The following is a 16029-nucleotide window of genomic DNA, read 5'->3' as shown; positions in this document are numbered from 1 at the left end:
ATTCACATTTCTCACCGCAGCCTGCGCCAGTTTTGGGATTATTGCGTCAGTCGGGCAAATCCGGCGGCCAGGTCGTCGATTAAATCATCAACATTTTCCAGACCGATATGGACGCGCACCAGTGTACCGCTAAAGTCGACACCGGCAACAGGACGGATTTCCGCCAGCTCTTCCGGCTGGTTAGCCAGAATCAGCGACTCAAAGCCACCCCATGAGTACGCCATGCTGAAATGCGCAAAGTGATCGAGGTAATTAGCCAGCTGCTGCGCGCTTAATTTCTCTTTCAGCACAAAGGAGAACAGACCGCTGCTGCCGCTAAAATCACGTTTCCAGAACTGATGCCCCTTGCACTGCGGCAGCGCCGGATGATTAACCACCGCGACTTCCGCGCGTTCTGCCAGCCAGTTAGCGATGCGGATACTGCTCTCTTCATGCTGGCGCAGACGAACCGCCAGCGTGCGCAGTCCACGGCTGGCCATATAGGCGGTATCGGCATCCACCATCTGACCCATCAGATAGGAGTTTTCCCGCAGCTGCGCCCAGCAGCGTTCATTGGCTACGGCAGTGCCAATCATCGCATCCGAGTGACCAATCAGGTATTTGGTCCCGGCCTGAATCGAAATATCCACGCCGAAATCGAGGGCGCGGAACAGAATACCGGCCGCCCAGGTGTTATCCAGCATAATCACCGCATCCGGCGCTTTACTGCGCACCGCCGCGACAATCGCCGGCACATCCTGTACTTCCATGGTGATTGAGGCCGGTGATTCCAGGAACACGACTTTGGTATTGGGCTGCACCAGATCGGCAATTTCCGCACCACTGCTGTGATCAAACCAGGTGGTGGAGACATTCATTTTGCTGAGGATTTTGGTGCAGAAGTCCTGCGTCGGTTCATACACTGAGCCGCTCATCAGGATATTATCACCCGCGGCGACAAAGGCGAGAATGGCATTGGCTACCGCCGCCGCACCACAGGGGTAGAGCGCACAACCCGCGCCGCCTTCCAGCTCGGTCATCGCTTCCTGTAATGAAAAGTGGGTCAGGGTGCCGCGGCGGCCATAAAACAGTTCACCGCTGGCGCGACCGGCAGTGGCGCGTTTTTTATCGGCCACGGTGTCAAACACCAGCGAGGAGGCGCGCTGAATCACGCTGTTAACCGAACCCTGAGTGAATTTTTTTGCCCGACCGGCGCTGATCAGTGCGGTCTCAATTTTCTTCTTCGTCATACCAAAGCGGCCCTGCTAAATTCATAAGAAAGAAATAACTTAACACGATTAGCCACCACGGGTTTAGACGGAATATTAATAACAGCATTACGCCCGGCTGGCCCCGGGCGTCCTGTCAGTCGGACATCACGCCAGCCATCCGTGGCAGCCACAGGGAGATGGCCGGCACATAGGTAATCAGCAGCAGGACAAACAGCAGCGCGCCATAAAACGGCAGCATCGCGCGTACCACCTGTTCTATTTTCTGCTTACTGACCGCACTGGCGACAAACAGCACCGAACCGACCGGCGGCGTAATCAGGCCGATGCCCAGATTGACCATCATAATCATGCCAAAATGCACCGGGTCGATGCCGAGCGAGTTAGTCACCGGCAGCAGCACCGGCGTTAAAATCAGGATAATCGGCGCCATATCCATCAGGGTGCCAATCAGCAGCAGCATGATATTGATGCACATCAGAATGACGTATTTATTGTCGGAAATGCCGGTGAAAAAACCGGTAATGCGGTCCGGCAGCTGCATCCAGGTCATCACCGCACCAAACGAGGCGGCAAAGCCGATCAGCACCATCACAATGGTGACGGTTTTTACCGTGCGGCACATCAGCTTTGGCAGTTCGCGCCATTTATAATCACGATAGATAAACATGGTGACAAAAAATGCCCACAGACAGGCAATTGCCGCCGATTCAGTGGCAGTAAATACTCCGCTCAGAATACCGCCGAGAATAATCACCACCGTCATCAGCCCCCAGAGCGCATCCAGCAGAATTTTGAATGCCTGTTTAAAGGGAACGCGCTCGCCTTTCGGGTAAGCACGACGATGCGCGAAGCCGATGCACATCACCATCAGCGTCAACCCCAGCAACAGGCCCGGCAGCACGCCAGCAATAAACAGCGCGGCAATCGATACCGTACCGCCCGCCGCCAGCGAGTAGATCACCGCGTTATGGCTCGGCGGGATCAGGATCGCCTGCACCGATCCGCTGGCCGTCACCGCTGCGGCGTAATCGCGTGGATAGCCTTTTTGTTCCATCTCCGGGATCATCACCGATCCAATCGACGCGGTATCCGCCACCGATGAACCGGAAATCGCGCCAAAAAAGGTCGAGGCGACAATATTAACCAGCGACAGGCCGCCGCGAATAAAGCCCACAAACACATAGGCGAAATTCACCAGCCGTCGGGCAATACCGCCTTCGGCCATAATCGCCCCGGCGAGAATAAAAAACGGGATTGCCAGCAGCGAAAATTTATTCACGCCGCTGGTCATCTGGATCATCAGCGCTTCCAGCGGCAGATCGATCCACCAGGCGCCGACCAGCGCGCTGAGTCCCACCGCATAGGCAACCGGCATGCCAACCGCCAGCAGCACAGCTAAAGTAATAAGCAGTACAAAAGCATCCATGACGACCCCTCAGGTGTTACCCATAATGACAACTGGACGATGTTCCTGTGAACCAAACGCCAGACGTTCCAGCACAAACAGCAGCGTCAGTGCCGCACCAATCGGAACCGGCAGATAGCTCTGTCCGGCGGTGACTTGTGGGAATTCAGCAATCGGTTGGATCCAGAGCTGTATGCAAAGCTGGCTGCTGTACCAGAGAATAAACAGCGAGATCACCAGCATCAGCAGATCGGCGATGCGCGACGCCAGCAGGCGCAGATTCTCCGGCAGCCGGTCGGTCAGCATCGATACGGCAATATGCGAACCGGCGCGATAACTCACCGCCGCGCCGACAAAGGTGAAGGTCACCATACACATAATCGCCAGCGGTTCCGGCCAGGATGAGCCGTCGTTCATGACGTAGCGCATAAAGATGGCAAAGGGTACGACCAGCGTCATGACCAGCAACGCCAGTCCGGCTAGCACCATGGCCGCCATATACAGCCCGTCCATCAGGTGATGACATTTATTCGCCATAAAGGACTCCTGATTATTGAACGTCAGCGATGGCTTGCATCAACTGCTGATGCTGAGCGGCATAGCGATCGCGCACCGGCTGCGTCGCCTCGATATAGGGGGTTTTGTCGATCTCGTGGAACTTCACGCCACCGGCTTTCATTTTATTAATCGACTGCAGATTGTAGGCGGCCCATAGCTGGCGCTGTTCCGCCTGCGCCTCTTTCGCCAGCTTCAGAATCAGTTGCTGATCCTGCTGGCTTAGCTTGTCCCATTTTACTTTTGAATAGAGGAACAGCTCCGGAATAATAAAGTGGCCGCTCAGGGTGTAATTTTTCACTACCGGCAGATAGTTATGGGCCACAAAGGTCGGTGGATTATTTTCGGTACCGTCAATCACCCCGGTCTGCATGCCGCTAAACACTTCGCTGACGCCCATCGGCACCGCATTGGCACCCATCGCTTTTAGCGTATCAATGGCGACCGGGCTGCCCTGTACGCGAATTTTCATCCCGTGCAGATCGTCAGCTTTAAGTACCGGGTTTTTGGTGATCAGATTGCGGGTTCCGCCATCCATCCAGCCGAGGAATACCAGTTTTGAGGCCGGGTTCTGGGTGATTTTGTTGCCAATTTCCTGACCGATCTGGCCATCCAGCACCTTATGCAGATGGTTTTCATCGCGGAAGACATAGGGCAGGGTGAAGACTTCGATCTCCGGCAGAATCGCTGCCACCGGCGCCATTGAGACACGAATAATATCGATGGCGCCCAGCTGTGCCTGCTCGATCATCTGCTTTTCATCTCCCATCACACCGCTGGGGAAAATTTTAACCTCAAGGCGATCGTCGGTGGCTTGCGCCAGCTTCTGGCCCATATGTTCTACCGCCACCACATTGGGATACCCTTTGGGGTGGACGTCGGCGGCGCGGAGGGTAGCGGCTTGTACAGCGGGAAAGAAGGTGGTCAACAGACACAAGCTGAGTACAGTTCGGGTTACATTCATCTCAGGCTCCAGAGGTCAGGTCATTGTCAGAATAAGTGGCTAAAAAAAAGTAGCGTTAAAAATGAACAGCGGCGGTGAAGCGACTCACAGTTTTGTAATATTTTGAAATGTCATTCGCTAATTTATAAAACATCATTTCATAACTGTGATGATAGTTGGATGTTCAGCATTGACCTGGACTTGCTTTTAAACAAACCAGGCGCTGAAAAACGCCAGTAAAATGTAAATAGTAATGAGAACTACTATCAATTCACTGCTAATTTGATATGATCCGCGCTTGATTTATTGATGTTGTTAATCGAGGTTGGAGACACAGCGTGGTGACCAATAATCTGATGCAAACAGATCTTTCTGTTTGGGGTATGTATGAACATGCCGACATCGTAGTAAAAACGGTAATGATTGGACTGTTGTTGGCATCCGTCATCACCTGGGCGATCTTCTTTAGCAAGAGCGTCGAACTGCTGTCCGCTAAACGCCGTCTGAAGCGTGAGCAACAGGCGCTGGCGAGCGTGCGTTCGCTGAATGAAGCAACGGAAAACAGCAAAAGCTTTAAATCAGGTAGTCTCAGTACCCAGCTGATCCACGAAGCGCTGAACGAACTGGAACTGTCTGCGGGTTCGGACGATAACGACGGCATTAAAGAGCGCACCGGCTTCCGCCTGGAGCGTCGAGTGGCGGCATTTAGCCGGCATGCTGGCCGTGGTAATGGTTACCTTGCCACCATCGGCGCCATTGCGCCCTTCGTCGGTCTGTTCGGTACCGTCTGGGGCATCATGAACAGCTTTATCGGCATTGCGAAAACCCAGACCACCAATCTGGCTGTGGTTGCGCCAGGTATCGCTGAAGCACTGCTGGCGACCGCGATTGGTCTGGTGGCGGCAATCCCGGCAGTGGTGATTTACAACGTCTTTGCCCGCATGATTGCTAACTACAAAGCCTCACTGGGCGATGTGGCGGCGCAGGTGCTGCTGCTGCAAAGCCGCGATCTGGATCTGGCCAATAGCGCCGATACGCATCGCAGCGCCGCCGCGCACAAGCTGCGGGTGGGTTAAGCGTTATGGCGATGCGATTTAACGAAGATCTCGACAGCAACGGTGAAATGCATGAAATCAACGTCACGCCGTTTATCGACGTGATGCTGGTGCTGCTAATCATCTTTATGGTTGCCGCGCCGCTGGCGACAGTGGATGTCCGCGTTAATCTGCCTGCGTCAACCAGTGCGCCGCAACCGCGCCCGGAAAAACCGGTCTACCTGTCGATTAAAGCGGATAAGCAGCTGTTTATCGGCAATGAAGCCGTCAGCACCAGTAACCTGGTTGCGGTGCTTGAAGCGCAGACCGAAGGGAAAAAAGACACCACTATTTTCTTCCAGGCGGATAAAAGCGTCGATTACGAAACCCTGATGGGCGTAATGGATTCACTGCGTCAGGCTGGCTATCTGAAGATTGGTTTGATGGGTATGGAAACCGTCAGTAAGTAATACGTCTCTCTGCCTTCATGGGCGGCGAGAACGCCGCCCTGCATAAATACAGGCTTTTTCTGTAGGGGCGGCGTTTTCGCCGCCCATGCCGGATAATTTCCCTGCTATTTATCTTCCTCGCCACCGACATAGTTTCTCAGTTCCGCCACTTTCTCCGGTGAGATGGGACGTCCCAGCAGATATCCTTGTAATGTATTGCAGCCCAGTCCGGTAAGAAACGCCTGCTGTTCGCTGGTTTCCACCCCTTCCGCAACCACCTTCAGATTCAGTGATTGCGCCAGCGCCACAATCGCGGAAACAATAGTGGCATCTTCGGTATCCGCCTGTAATTCATTCACAAAGGCGCGGTCTATTTTTAGTTCACTGGCCGGTAAGCGTTTCAGATAGAGCAGGCTGGAGTAACCGGTGCCAAAATCGTCAATCGATGCCTTTACGCCCAGCTGGGTTAATTCCGTCAGAATCCGCACGCTCTCATCCGGGTCGCGCATGGCGGTGGTTTCTGTGACTTCCAGCGTCAGCAGCTCCGCCGGGATCTGATGGGTGTTCAGCGCACTGACCACCGTTTCCACCAGGTTATTCTGCTCAAACTGCAGTGCTGACAGGTTGACGGCCACTGACCAGTGCGAATGCCCCTGCAGATGCCAGATCCGCAGCTGGCGGCAGGCTTCGTCGATCACCCAGTTGCCAATATTGACAATAATGCCGGTTTTTTCCGCCAGCGGCAGGAAGACGTCCGGCGCCAGCAATCCGCGCTCCGGGTGCTGCCAGCGCAACAGCGCTTCAAAGCCAATAATCGGGCCATGGGGCGCGCAATACTTTGGCTGATAAAACAGCCGCAGCTGCTGGTGGTCCAGCGCCAGCCAAAGATCGTTAATCAGCTGCAGCTGATTTTGCGCGATAGTGTTCATCGAAGGCTGGAAGAAGTTGTAGCCGTTACGACCATTATTTTTGGTGTGATACATCGCTGCATCAGCATTAAACAGCAGCTCACGTTCGTCGGCGCCATCGCCCGGATACACCGCAATGCCAATACTAAGCGAAACCACCAGTTCGTAACGCGAGATCTCAAAGGGCCGATCAACCGCCTTTACCAGCATATCGGCTACGGAGGCGGCATCATTGGGATCATCAATCTCGATTAACAGCACAAATTCATCGCCGCCGAGGCGCGCCAGCGTATAGTGATCGGTCATGTTAGCCGTCATACGTTCGGTAACCGCAATCAGCAGATTGTCGCCAATATGGTGACCATAGGCATCGTTGACCGCTTTAAAGCCATCAAGATCCATAAACATCAGCGCAAACTGTGATTTTTCACGGGTCGCTTTATTGATCGCCTGATCGAGACGGTCTTCCAGCAGGATACGGTTTGGCAGACGGGTCAGATTATCGTGCAGCGCCAGCTGCGCCAGTTCGCGGTTGGCTTCAGCCAGCGAGGACGCGAGAATTGAAGTACGCGCTTGCATACGCGCATCCAGCATCGATACCAGCAGCGTAATGCCGAGGATCGCCAGCGTGACGACCATCACCAAGATCGCCAGCCAGTTGCTGTTTACGCCGTAATGCGCGGTGTGACTGCCTTGCGGAAAGTTAGCGGCGGCCATCCCGGTGTAGTGCATGCCGGCAATGGCGATGCCCATAATCACGGCGGCACCTGCGCGTAGCCAGCCGGTATGGGCGCTGCGGTTACGCAGATTAAACGCCAGCCACAGCGCTGCGCCGGACGCGCCGAGTGCAATCAATATCGAGCAGGCTACCCAGCCCCAGTTCCAGACAATACCCGGCTGAAACATCAGCGCGGCCATGCCGGTATAGTGCATGGCGGCAACGCCGCTGCCCATCACTAACGCGCCGATGCACAGCCGCAGCAGCGGCAGTTCGCCATAGCAAACAATCCACAGGGCAAATATCGAAGCAGCAATGGCGATAACCATCGACAGCGCGGTCAGTGAGGCGTTATAGCTCATCACCATCGGCAGACTCATCGCCAGCATGCCGATAAAGTGCATTGACCAGATGCCGATCCCCATGGCGAAGCCACCACCGAACAGCCAGATAATCGCGGTTTTGCCACTGTTGCCGCCGACGCGCCCGGCCATATCCAGAGCGGTGTAGGAGGCCAGGATCGCCACGATAAACGAGACGAAGACCATAACCTGATCGTAAGAACTAACAAGCATAAATATTTCCAGGTGCGGTGAACCAGCAAGCTGGCTGCATAGAGTTAATCGAATTATAAGACATTATTTTTAATATTTATCAGGTTGAAATATCGGCAGATCACCGCTATGGCTTCAATGAAAATCACCGATGCCACGGAGCAGTTTTTTTTCGATCATGCTTCATATTCAGGCGGATGCCAGTGGTTGCTGGCTGTCGATATCGGGCGGAAGAGGGGCCTCACTGATAAACTTAAATTCGCCAACCTGACCGGCAGGCATTGGTTTACCTAATAAATAGCCCTGCAAAGTGTCAAATCCGAGCCGGGTTAGCAGCTGCTGCTGTTCGGCGGTCTCAACCCCTTCAGCCACAATGCGTAAGTTAAGGCGCTGCGCCATCGCCACCATTGCGGTAATGATGGTGCTGTCATCGCTGCCCTGTTTCAGTTTGTTGATAAACGTGCGGTCGATTTTTAATTCACTCGCCGCCAGCCGTTGCAGATGCAGTAGATTGGCGTAGCCAATGCCAAAATTATCTATCGATATCCTGACGCCCAGTGCCGCCAGCGCCGCAATAATCTGCTGACTGAATTGCGGATCGCGCATCGCGATCGCTTCGCTCACTTCCAGCATCAGCGACGATGCCGGCAGCTGACACTGTTGCAGCGCATTCTGTACGGTCATTACCAGCTCGCGCTGGGCAAACTGCAATTCCGATAAGTTGACTGATACCGTCCATTGCTGATGCCCTTGCTGCCGCCAGCTTTGCAGCTGGCGACAGGCTTCATTAATCACCCAGTTGCCGATTGAAATGATAAATCCGGTTTTTTCTGCCCGCGGCAGGAACATCTCTGGCGTCAGCAAACCATGTTGTGGATGCTGCCAGCGCAGCAGCGCTTCAAAACCCAGCAGGGCGCCATCGGCAGCAGAGAACTTCGGCTGGTAGAACAGGCGCAGCTCATCATGCTCAAGGGCAGTCCACAGATCGTTAGCCAGTTGCAGCTGGTGTTGCGAGTGAGTGCCCATCGAAGGTTCAAAGAAGTGCCAGCCGTTACGACCACTGTGCTTGGTGTGGTACATCGCTATATCCGCATTCAGCATCAGATCGTGTTTTTCGACGCCATCAGCGGGAAACAGCGCAATGCCGATACTGAGTGATACCGACACATGGTAGCGCGCCATAATAAACGGCTCTTCGATGGCCCTGACCAGCGTGGCGGCAAGCTGCGCGGCATCATCGGCCCCGGCGTCCTCCAGCAGCAGGACAAACTCATCGCCGCCCAGCCGCGCCAGCGTATGGCGGGCATCCAGTCGTGTTAACAGCCGTTCTGCCACACAAGTCAGCAGTCGATCACCGACATGATGGCCATAAGCATCATTAACCGCTTTAAAACCATCAATATCCATCAGCATCAGGGCAAAGTGGGAATGATGCTGCGTGGCCTGACTGATCGCCCGATCAAGCCGCGTTTCCAGCTGAATGCGGTTCGGCAACTGGGTCAGCGGATCATGGGTGGCGAGCTGCTCCAGCTCGTGGTTGGCGTGCGCCAGACGTGCGGTTAAGCGCGAGGTGCGTATTTGCGCCTCCAGCATCGATACCAGCAGGGTAATGCCGAGGATTGAAAGGGTGATGGCCGTGACCCAGACAGCCAGTCCATGCTCACTGACGCCGCTGGTCAGCATCTGGCTGCCTTGGGCGAATTGCGCAGCAGCCATGCCGGTGTAATGCATACCGGCAACCGCAATGCCCAAAATGATCGATGCCAGCGCGCGGCGCGCCAGCAAACCTCGCTCGCCGCGGCGCAGATGAAAGGCCAGCCACATGGCGCTGGTGGAAGCCAGCAGGGCGATAACCAGCGACAGGGTGACCAGCCCCGGCTGCCACTGAATAGCCGGCGTGATCATCAGCGCCAGCATGCCGATAAAGTGCATCGCTGCCACGCCACACGCGAGCAGCAGCGATCCACGCAGCAGGCGTGCGGGCGTCAGCTCACTGCGGCACACCTGCCATAGCGCCAGTATCGCAGCGACGATGGCGCTAACCAGTGAAGCGGCGGTCAGCGTCAAGTCGTAATGCATCTCCATCGGCAGCATCATTGCCAGCATACCGATAAAATGCATCGCCCAGATGCCGATCCCCATGGCGGTACCGCCACCCACTAGCCAGTAAAGCGCTGCGCGTCCTTGTGATAGCGCCACCCGACCAGCGATATCAAGGGCGGTGAATGAGGCGATAAACGCCACAAAAAAGGAAACGGCGATCAGTACAGGATCCCAGCTGGTGACGAGCATGACTCATTCCTCGTGTGGCCAATAATACCGCCGTTGACGCTGGACGGTTATATAAAAATTATTGTTATGTCGTGCTCAGAATTATGCCGTCAGTACGCCGCATTAACCGCGCCGCCGGTTATTTTTCATCTAAGGAAAGTCTGAGTCACGGGGCGGTCAGCGCTGCTGTCCAATGCCCTTATAATTTATTAAGTTAATTAATAATGCGTGATTATCACTAAAAATAACATTGGAAGGAAAATTCGGATAGATCCCCTCGACATTATCTTTGTTAGCAAACTGTAAGCCTTGATTTGTCACGCAGCTAAACCAGTTGCCGGATGAAAAATAAAACTTAAGTATAATTTTGAAATTTGCTGTAACGATTACTACCAGCCTGTTCTATAGTAAATAAATCTGATGTGTGATGATAAATGCAAACCTTGGGGTCGCACGCAGATAAACTCTTAATATCGCCATTCAGAGCGAAAACATTATGATTTTTTTAATTTCTTGTTATTGATTGCTCACCAGACTGGAAAGCACGCAAATCACTCTTATCAGTAAGGAATGGTTATGAAAATAAAGCTTTTTCTGGTGGGCTGTGGCCTGAGCCTCGGCGTTGCCTCTTCAGGCTTTGCCGCCACCACAACGGGAACAATGAACGCTACGCTGACGCTGACTACCGGTTGTCTGGTCAATGGCCAGAGCGCCACGACCGGCGTTAACTTCGGTACGTTAGACTTTGGTAGCAGCGCCGCCACCTTTGATACGCTTAATGCCACCCTGGTAGGCTCCGCCGGGAACGGTATTTTTGTGCGCTGTACTACCGGCCAGACATTTAACGTACGCGTCACCAGCAGTAACGCCGCACCCGGTACGGTGTATGGCACCGTAACCAGCGCACCGCGTTATCTGGTGCTGGGCAGTGATGCTACTCAGGGCATCGCCTATACCCTCTATAGCGATGCAGCCTTTGCCACCTCAATTGCCAACAATGCCGATCTGGTCTCCAGTGGCACACCTGACCCGGTGCTGGGCACTAACTTCCCGGTTTATGGTCGGGTTGCCGGTGGTGGTCAGAATGCCGCCATTCCTGCAGGGACTTACACGGACACCATTAATGTTGCTGTGAACTACTGATCGGGTCTGCCAGGGAGATCATCGTGGCGGGAAAGCCAGGGTTTATCGCAGTCTGCGTACGGTCGCTGTGCATACTGCTGATGTTTTATGTCAGCAGTGTACAGTCGTTGCCGACGCAGACCTTTCAGGTTGCCGCATCGATTGTGGCGGGCTGCGTGGTTTCCGGTACCAACACCGGCGTATTTGGCGCGCTTAATTTCGGCACTCACTCCGGCGTCGAAACCAGCAGCGTCAGCGCCAGCTATGTACAGAGCTCTTCCATCAACCTGGCCTGCACCCCCGGCACCACCCTGAATATGAGCATTAATGGCGGCAGCAACTACTCCACGACCCGTAACCTGAAACTGGCGAACTTTAGTAATGTTGTCGGCTACAAAATTTTTACCAGCTCCGGCCACAGCGCTGCCAGTGAAATCCCGGTCAATCAGAACGTCGCGTTGAGCTACAGCAATGCCAATAACATCACCTTACCGATTTATGGCCTGCTGCAACTTAACGGCGCCAACCGTGCCGGGAATTACACTGACACCCTGACCGTTACCCTGAGCTGGTAATGCTTCACTTCTCTTTATAAGGACATCAGGAATGAATATCGCTCGCGCCGCACTGCTTCTTCTGGCGACCCTGTTTGCTACTGTCGCCCATGCGGGCAACTCGGTGCTGATTTGGCCCATCGATCCTAAAATCGTCGGCGATGAAAAAGCGACCGAGCTGTGGCTGGAGAATCGTGGCACCAGTACCACCCTGATGCAGGTGCGCGTGTTTGGCTGGCAGCAGATCAATGGTCAGGAGCAGTATCAGACCCAGCAACAGCTGGTGGCCAGTCCACCGCTGGTGCGGATTGAACCTGGGCAGAAGCAGCTGGTGCGCCTGATTAAGCAGACCGCGCCACCGGTCGGACAGGAAGTGGCTTACCGCGTGTTGCTCGATGAAATCCCCACGCCGCAGCAGGAAGGGGAGAATCAGGCCGGGCTGAATTTCCAGATGCGTTATTCGGTGCCGCTATTTGTCTACGGCACCGGCCTGGATGCGAACAGCGCCAAACCGCAACTGAGCTGGCAGATTGTCAATCAGCAGGGTAAACCTTTCCTTGAAATGACCAATCGTGGTGCCGGGCATGCGCGTCTGAGTAAAGTGACGCTTGGCGGACGCAATTTATCCGATGGCCTGTTGGGCTATGTGCTGGCTAATTCCACCTGGCGCTGGCCGCTGTCGTTCTCCGCCCCGGCCAGCTCTGAACTGGTAGCGGAACTGAATAATAAAAGCTGGCGCAGTACCGGTTCACGCTAACGGATGAGCACCTCTTTGCTGGCGCCACCGCAACGTTACTCGCTGTTGATGACTGCGCTGTTAAGCTGCCTGTTCCCGCTAACCAGCAGCGCGGAAACCTATGACGCTTTGCCGCCACCACCGGCGGCGACCACTGGCGCCAGCAATCAGCAATATATGCTGGGGCTGGTGGTGAATGGCCGCGATAACGGCGATATTGTGCCGGTTGAGTTTCGTGACGGACATTACCTGATCCGCGCTGGCGATCTGCAACGCGCTGGTCTGCCGCAGGAGAAACTTAGCACCCCGCAGGTGGATGTGTCGGCGATGCCGGAAGTAAAGGCGGAGTACGACAGTCAGCGCCAGCGCATGTTGCTAACGGTGCCGGTCGACTGGCTGCCTGCACAGACTATCGATGGTGAAAACAAAGGCCCGCGCTATCCCGGACGTACCAGCACCGGCGCGCTGATTAACTATGACTTTTATGCCAGCCGCACCGATAACAGCGGCACGCGGCTTTCGGCATGGAATGAATTTCGCCTGTTTGGCGATGCGGGCCAGTTTGTCAGCAACGGTACCTGGCAGCAGCAGCTGGAGGGTGGCACCGGAACGCTGGATGAAGGTTATCTGCGCTATGACACTTTCTGGACCAATCAGAATGAAGCCAACACCCTCAGCTGGCGCGCAGGCGATCTGGTGACTGACGCGTTGTCATGGAGCAGCAGCGTGCGGCTTGGCGGATTGCAGATCGGCCGCGACTTCTCGCTGCGCCCGGACCTGGTGACCTATCCGCTACCGACCTTTGCCGGTCAGGCATCGGTGCCGTCAACGGTCGATCTGTTTGTTAATGGTTATCGTAACAGCTCAAATAATGTTCAGCCCGGCCCTTACTCGCTGACCAATATGCCGTTTGTTAACGGCGCCGGTAATGCGGTGATTGTCACTACCGATGCGGTTGGCCGCCAGGTGACCACCACACTGCCGTTCTATGTTTCCAGTAATCTGCTGAAACCCGGCTTATCTGATTTCTCTTTTGCTGCCGGATCGATCCGCGAAAATTACGGTATCAGCAATTTCGATTATGGCCCGGCGGCGGTCAGCGGCTCGTATCGTTACGGCGCCACCGACTGGCTGACGCTGGAAACCCATGCCGAGGGGGCGGAGTCGCTGGCGCTGGGCGGTGGCGGGGCGCAGGTCAAAATGGGGCCGCTGGGGGTGATTAATGGCGCAGTGGCGCAGAGCCAGATGTCAGGCCAGACCGGCACCCAATACAGCTGGGGTTATCAATATAATACCAACTGGTTTAGCGTCGGCACCCAGCATACGCTACGTACCAGCGAGTTTGGCGATCTGGCGCTGTATGGCAATCGCCTCGGCAGTACCGCCAGCAGCAGCTATGCGCTGAGTCGCCGCAGCGCGCAGTACAACGCCAGTGTTTCACTCGATCGTTATGGCAATGTCGGCGCCGCCTTTATCGATATTACCGGTGGCGCTGGCGACCGCACCCGTTTATGGAACCTCTCCTGGAGTAAAAATATCTGGGGTAACAGCAGCCTGTATATCTCTGCCAGCCGCGATCAGCAGCAGGGGGACTGGACCGGTGCCATCTCGCTGATGATTCCATTTGGCGAGCATGGTAATGCCAGCCTGAGCGTTGAGCGCGACCAGCAGGGTGGCGCTACCCAGCGTGCCTGGGTATCACGCTCGATGCCGAGTGATGGCGGCATTGCCTGGGACGCCTCCTGGGCGAATCAGAGCGAAGGTGGGGCTTACCGGCAGGGCAGTCTGAACTGGCGCACGCAGAAGATGGAAACGTCGGCGGGCTTCTATGGCAGCGACGACAACACTACCGAATGGGCGGATCTCTCCGGCGCGCTGGTGTTAATGGATGGCGGGTTCTTTGCCGCCAATGCGGTTAACGATGCCTTTGTGCTGGTGAAAACCAGTTACCCGGATGTCAACGTGCGTTATGAGAATCAGTCGATGGGCAAAACCGATAAACGGGGCTATCTGCTGGTGCCGGGCATCAGCTCCTATTATCCGGCGAAATATGATATCGACACCCTCGATCTGCCCGCCGATATGACCGCTTCACGGGTTGAACAACGCTTTGCGGTAAAACGGCAGAGTGGCTATCTGCTGGACTTCCCGATTGAAAAACTCCGTGCGGCCAGCGTGATTCTGCATGACCAGCAGGGTCAGCCCCTGCCGGTTTCGACGCAGATTATGCGTCCCGGCCAGGCGACTGAATATGTTGGCTGGGATGGGATTGCCTGGATGGACAACCTGGGGGCGGAGAACCCGATATCCGCGCTGACGCCGGATGGCCGCAGCTGTGAAACCCACTTAGCCATTGCCGGTGGCCAGCCGAAAGCGCTGAACACTTACGGCCCGTTAATCTGCTCATTGCCGCCGCTGCCTGCGGGTGCTTCCAGCGCGCCACAATCCGACTCGCTTTCAGGAAAACGACCATGACACGACTTTTATCCGCCCTTATCGCGCTGATCGCCCTTGGATTCGCCGCCAGCACTCAGGCGGCCTGCGGCTTGCCCGCGTCGAGCGCCAGCTTTGGCACCGTGACGTCATTTGCCGCCGGTAGCAGCGTCAGTTCCACCTCCACCACTGCCAACATTAACTGCGGATCGGGGCTGATTATCGGACTGCTGACCACTAATAACATCACTCTGGCACTGGGATCCGCCACCAATGTCGCCAGTGCGCGTGGCATTATGAAACGCGCGGGCGATAGCGGTAGCGATAATATTCCGGTGCAGCTCTGTTCGGTCTCCACCTGCGCAACAGAGATGACGATTGGCGCCACGCCGGTTACTTACAGCTCCAGTTCACTGCTTAACCTCGGGCTGGGCGGCACCTATAACTTTGCCCTGCCGCTCTATTTGCGCACTATGCTGCCCAGTCAACCGGTGGCCGCTGGCACCTATACCGTCACCCTGAATGTGGCGGTCACCTACCGGATCTGTACCGGGCTGGGGGTGGGTGGATTACTCTGCCTTGCCGGTCAGGATCAAAACGGCTCCGGCACCATTCCGATTACCGTGACGATGGTGGTCACCAATGACTGCACCACCATTACCGCGCCGAATATAAGTTTCGGCAGCGCACCGCTGGTCAGCAGTTTCTCCACGGTGTCGCAGTCAATCAGTGTGATTTGCACCAAAGGCAGTACCTATACCGTGGGTTTAAGCAATGGATCCCATGCGGTTGGCAGTGTGCGTAATATGGCCAACGGCAGCACGATGCTTAGCTACGAAATATATAAAGGCACTTCCACTACTGACCGCTGGGGACCAACCGGCACTGAGCGTCAGAGCAGTGCCAATGCCAATACCACCAGCACCGATGGCGTGACGCGCACCTATAATTACACAGCCAAAGTACTGACCACCCAGAACACCCCCGCTGCGGGAAGTTATAGCGATAATGTGGTCGTCGATTTATCGTTTTAATGCTGAAAGAAGAGCGTTAATTTGCGTTATCTTTATAGTTAAATAAATATGGATAATGGAAATTACGCTCTGTCAGGAGATTGTAAGTGATATTTGAGTCTT

At 55.2% G+C, this 16029-nt stretch carries 13 protein-coding genes; 7 read left to right on the top strand and 6 right to left on the bottom strand.

Annotated elements, in window-relative coordinates:
* Window positions 1–38 precede the first annotated feature (38 nt).
* The 4 genes from metC to N5923_RS11460 all read right to left on the bottom strand — a co-directional run bounded on the left by metC (window position 39) and on the right by N5923_RS11460 (window position 4135).
* Window positions 39–1229: a cystathionine beta-lyase gene (metC, locus tag N5923_RS11475; protein WP_267143756.1), complete on the bottom strand. Its 1191-nt coding sequence runs from the start codon at window positions 1227–1229 to the stop codon at window positions 39–41.
* Between the two features lie 115 nt (window positions 1230–1344).
* Window positions 1345–2637, bottom strand: coding sequence for a TRAP transporter large permease (locus N5923_RS11470; protein ID WP_267143757.1), 1293 nt, complete (start codon window positions 2635–2637; stop codon window positions 1345–1347).
* 9 nt (window positions 2638–2646) lie between these two features.
* Window positions 2647–3153 (bottom strand): TRAP transporter small permease, encoded by a 507-nt coding sequence (locus tag N5923_RS11465; RefSeq protein WP_267143758.1) that lies wholly within the window; start codon window positions 3151–3153, stop codon window positions 2647–2649.
* Between the two features lie 13 nt (window positions 3154–3166).
* Window positions 3167–4135 (bottom strand): TRAP transporter substrate-binding protein, encoded by a 969-nt coding sequence (locus N5923_RS11460; protein WP_267143759.1) that lies wholly within the window; start codon window positions 4133–4135, stop codon window positions 3167–3169.
* Window positions 4136–4455: 320 nt separating this feature from the next.
* Between N5923_RS11460 and exbB the strand changes: the two genes are divergently transcribed.
* The gene (exbB, locus tag N5923_RS11455) at window positions 4456–5190 is read left to right on the top strand and encodes a tol-pal system-associated acyl-CoA thioesterase (RefSeq protein WP_267143945.1); all 735 of its coding nucleotides are present in this window, start codon (window positions 4456–4458) and stop codon (window positions 5188–5190) included.
* 5 nt (window positions 5191–5195) lie between these two features.
* Window positions 5196–5618, top strand: a complete 423-nt coding sequence (gene exbD / locus N5923_RS11450) for a TonB system transport protein ExbD (protein WP_267143760.1) — start codon at window positions 5196–5198, stop codon at window positions 5616–5618.
* 104 nt (window positions 5619–5722) lie between these two features.
* Here the strand turns inward: exbD and N5923_RS11445 are convergent, their stop codons facing one another.
* Together N5923_RS11445 and N5923_RS11440 are read right to left on the bottom strand one after the other, a co-directional pair.
* Window positions 5723–7798 carry a putative bifunctional diguanylate cyclase/phosphodiesterase gene (locus N5923_RS11445; protein ID WP_267143761.1) on the bottom strand — a complete coding sequence of 692 codons (2076 nt, stop codon included), beginning with the start codon at window positions 7796–7798 and terminating at the stop codon, window positions 5723–5725.
* A 168-nt stretch (window positions 7799–7966) separates the two neighbouring features.
* Window positions 7967–10069, bottom strand: coding sequence for a putative bifunctional diguanylate cyclase/phosphodiesterase (locus tag N5923_RS11440; protein WP_267143762.1), 2103 nt, complete (start codon window positions 10067–10069; stop codon window positions 7967–7969).
* 555 nt (window positions 10070–10624) lie between these two features.
* Here N5923_RS11440 and N5923_RS11435 point away from each other — a divergent pair.
* The 5 genes from N5923_RS11435 to N5923_RS11415 all read left to right on the top strand — a co-directional run bounded on the left by N5923_RS11435 (window position 10625) and on the right by N5923_RS11415 (window position 15927).
* Window positions 10625–11191 carry a spore coat protein U domain-containing protein gene (locus N5923_RS11435; protein WP_267143763.1) on the top strand — a complete coding sequence of 189 codons (567 nt, stop codon included), beginning with the start codon at window positions 10625–10627 and terminating at the stop codon, window positions 11189–11191.
* 80 nt (window positions 11192–11271) lie between these two features.
* Complete coding sequence (locus tag N5923_RS11430; protein ID WP_267143946.1) at window positions 11272–11745, top strand: Csu type fimbrial protein; 474 nt, start codon at window positions 11272–11274, stop codon at window positions 11743–11745.
* Between the two features lie 31 nt (window positions 11746–11776).
* Window positions 11777–12481: a fimbrial biogenesis chaperone gene (locus tag N5923_RS11425; protein WP_267143764.1), complete on the top strand. Its 705-nt coding sequence runs from the start codon at window positions 11777–11779 to the stop codon at window positions 12479–12481.
* Between the two features lie 3 nt (window positions 12482–12484).
* A complete protein-coding gene (locus tag N5923_RS11420; RefSeq protein WP_407704435.1) occupies window positions 12485–14935 on the top strand; it encodes a fimbria/pilus outer membrane usher protein in 2451 nt (816 codons plus the stop codon).
* Complete coding sequence (locus N5923_RS11415; RefSeq protein ID WP_267143765.1) at window positions 14932–15927, top strand: Csu type fimbrial protein; 996 nt, start codon at window positions 14932–14934, stop codon at window positions 15925–15927. Before N5923_RS11420 ends, N5923_RS11415 begins: the two co-directional genes overlap by 4 nt.
* The last annotated feature ends 102 nt before the right edge of the window (window positions 15928–16029 follow it).

Source organism: Winslowiella arboricola, from assembly GCF_025527015.1.
In the GTDB taxonomy this organism is placed as follows: Bacteria; Pseudomonadota; Gammaproteobacteria; order Enterobacterales; family Enterobacteriaceae; genus Erwinia; species Erwinia arboricola.
Note: the sequence above shows the minus strand (reverse complement) of the source record. Positions and strands in the feature narration are given on the sequence as shown.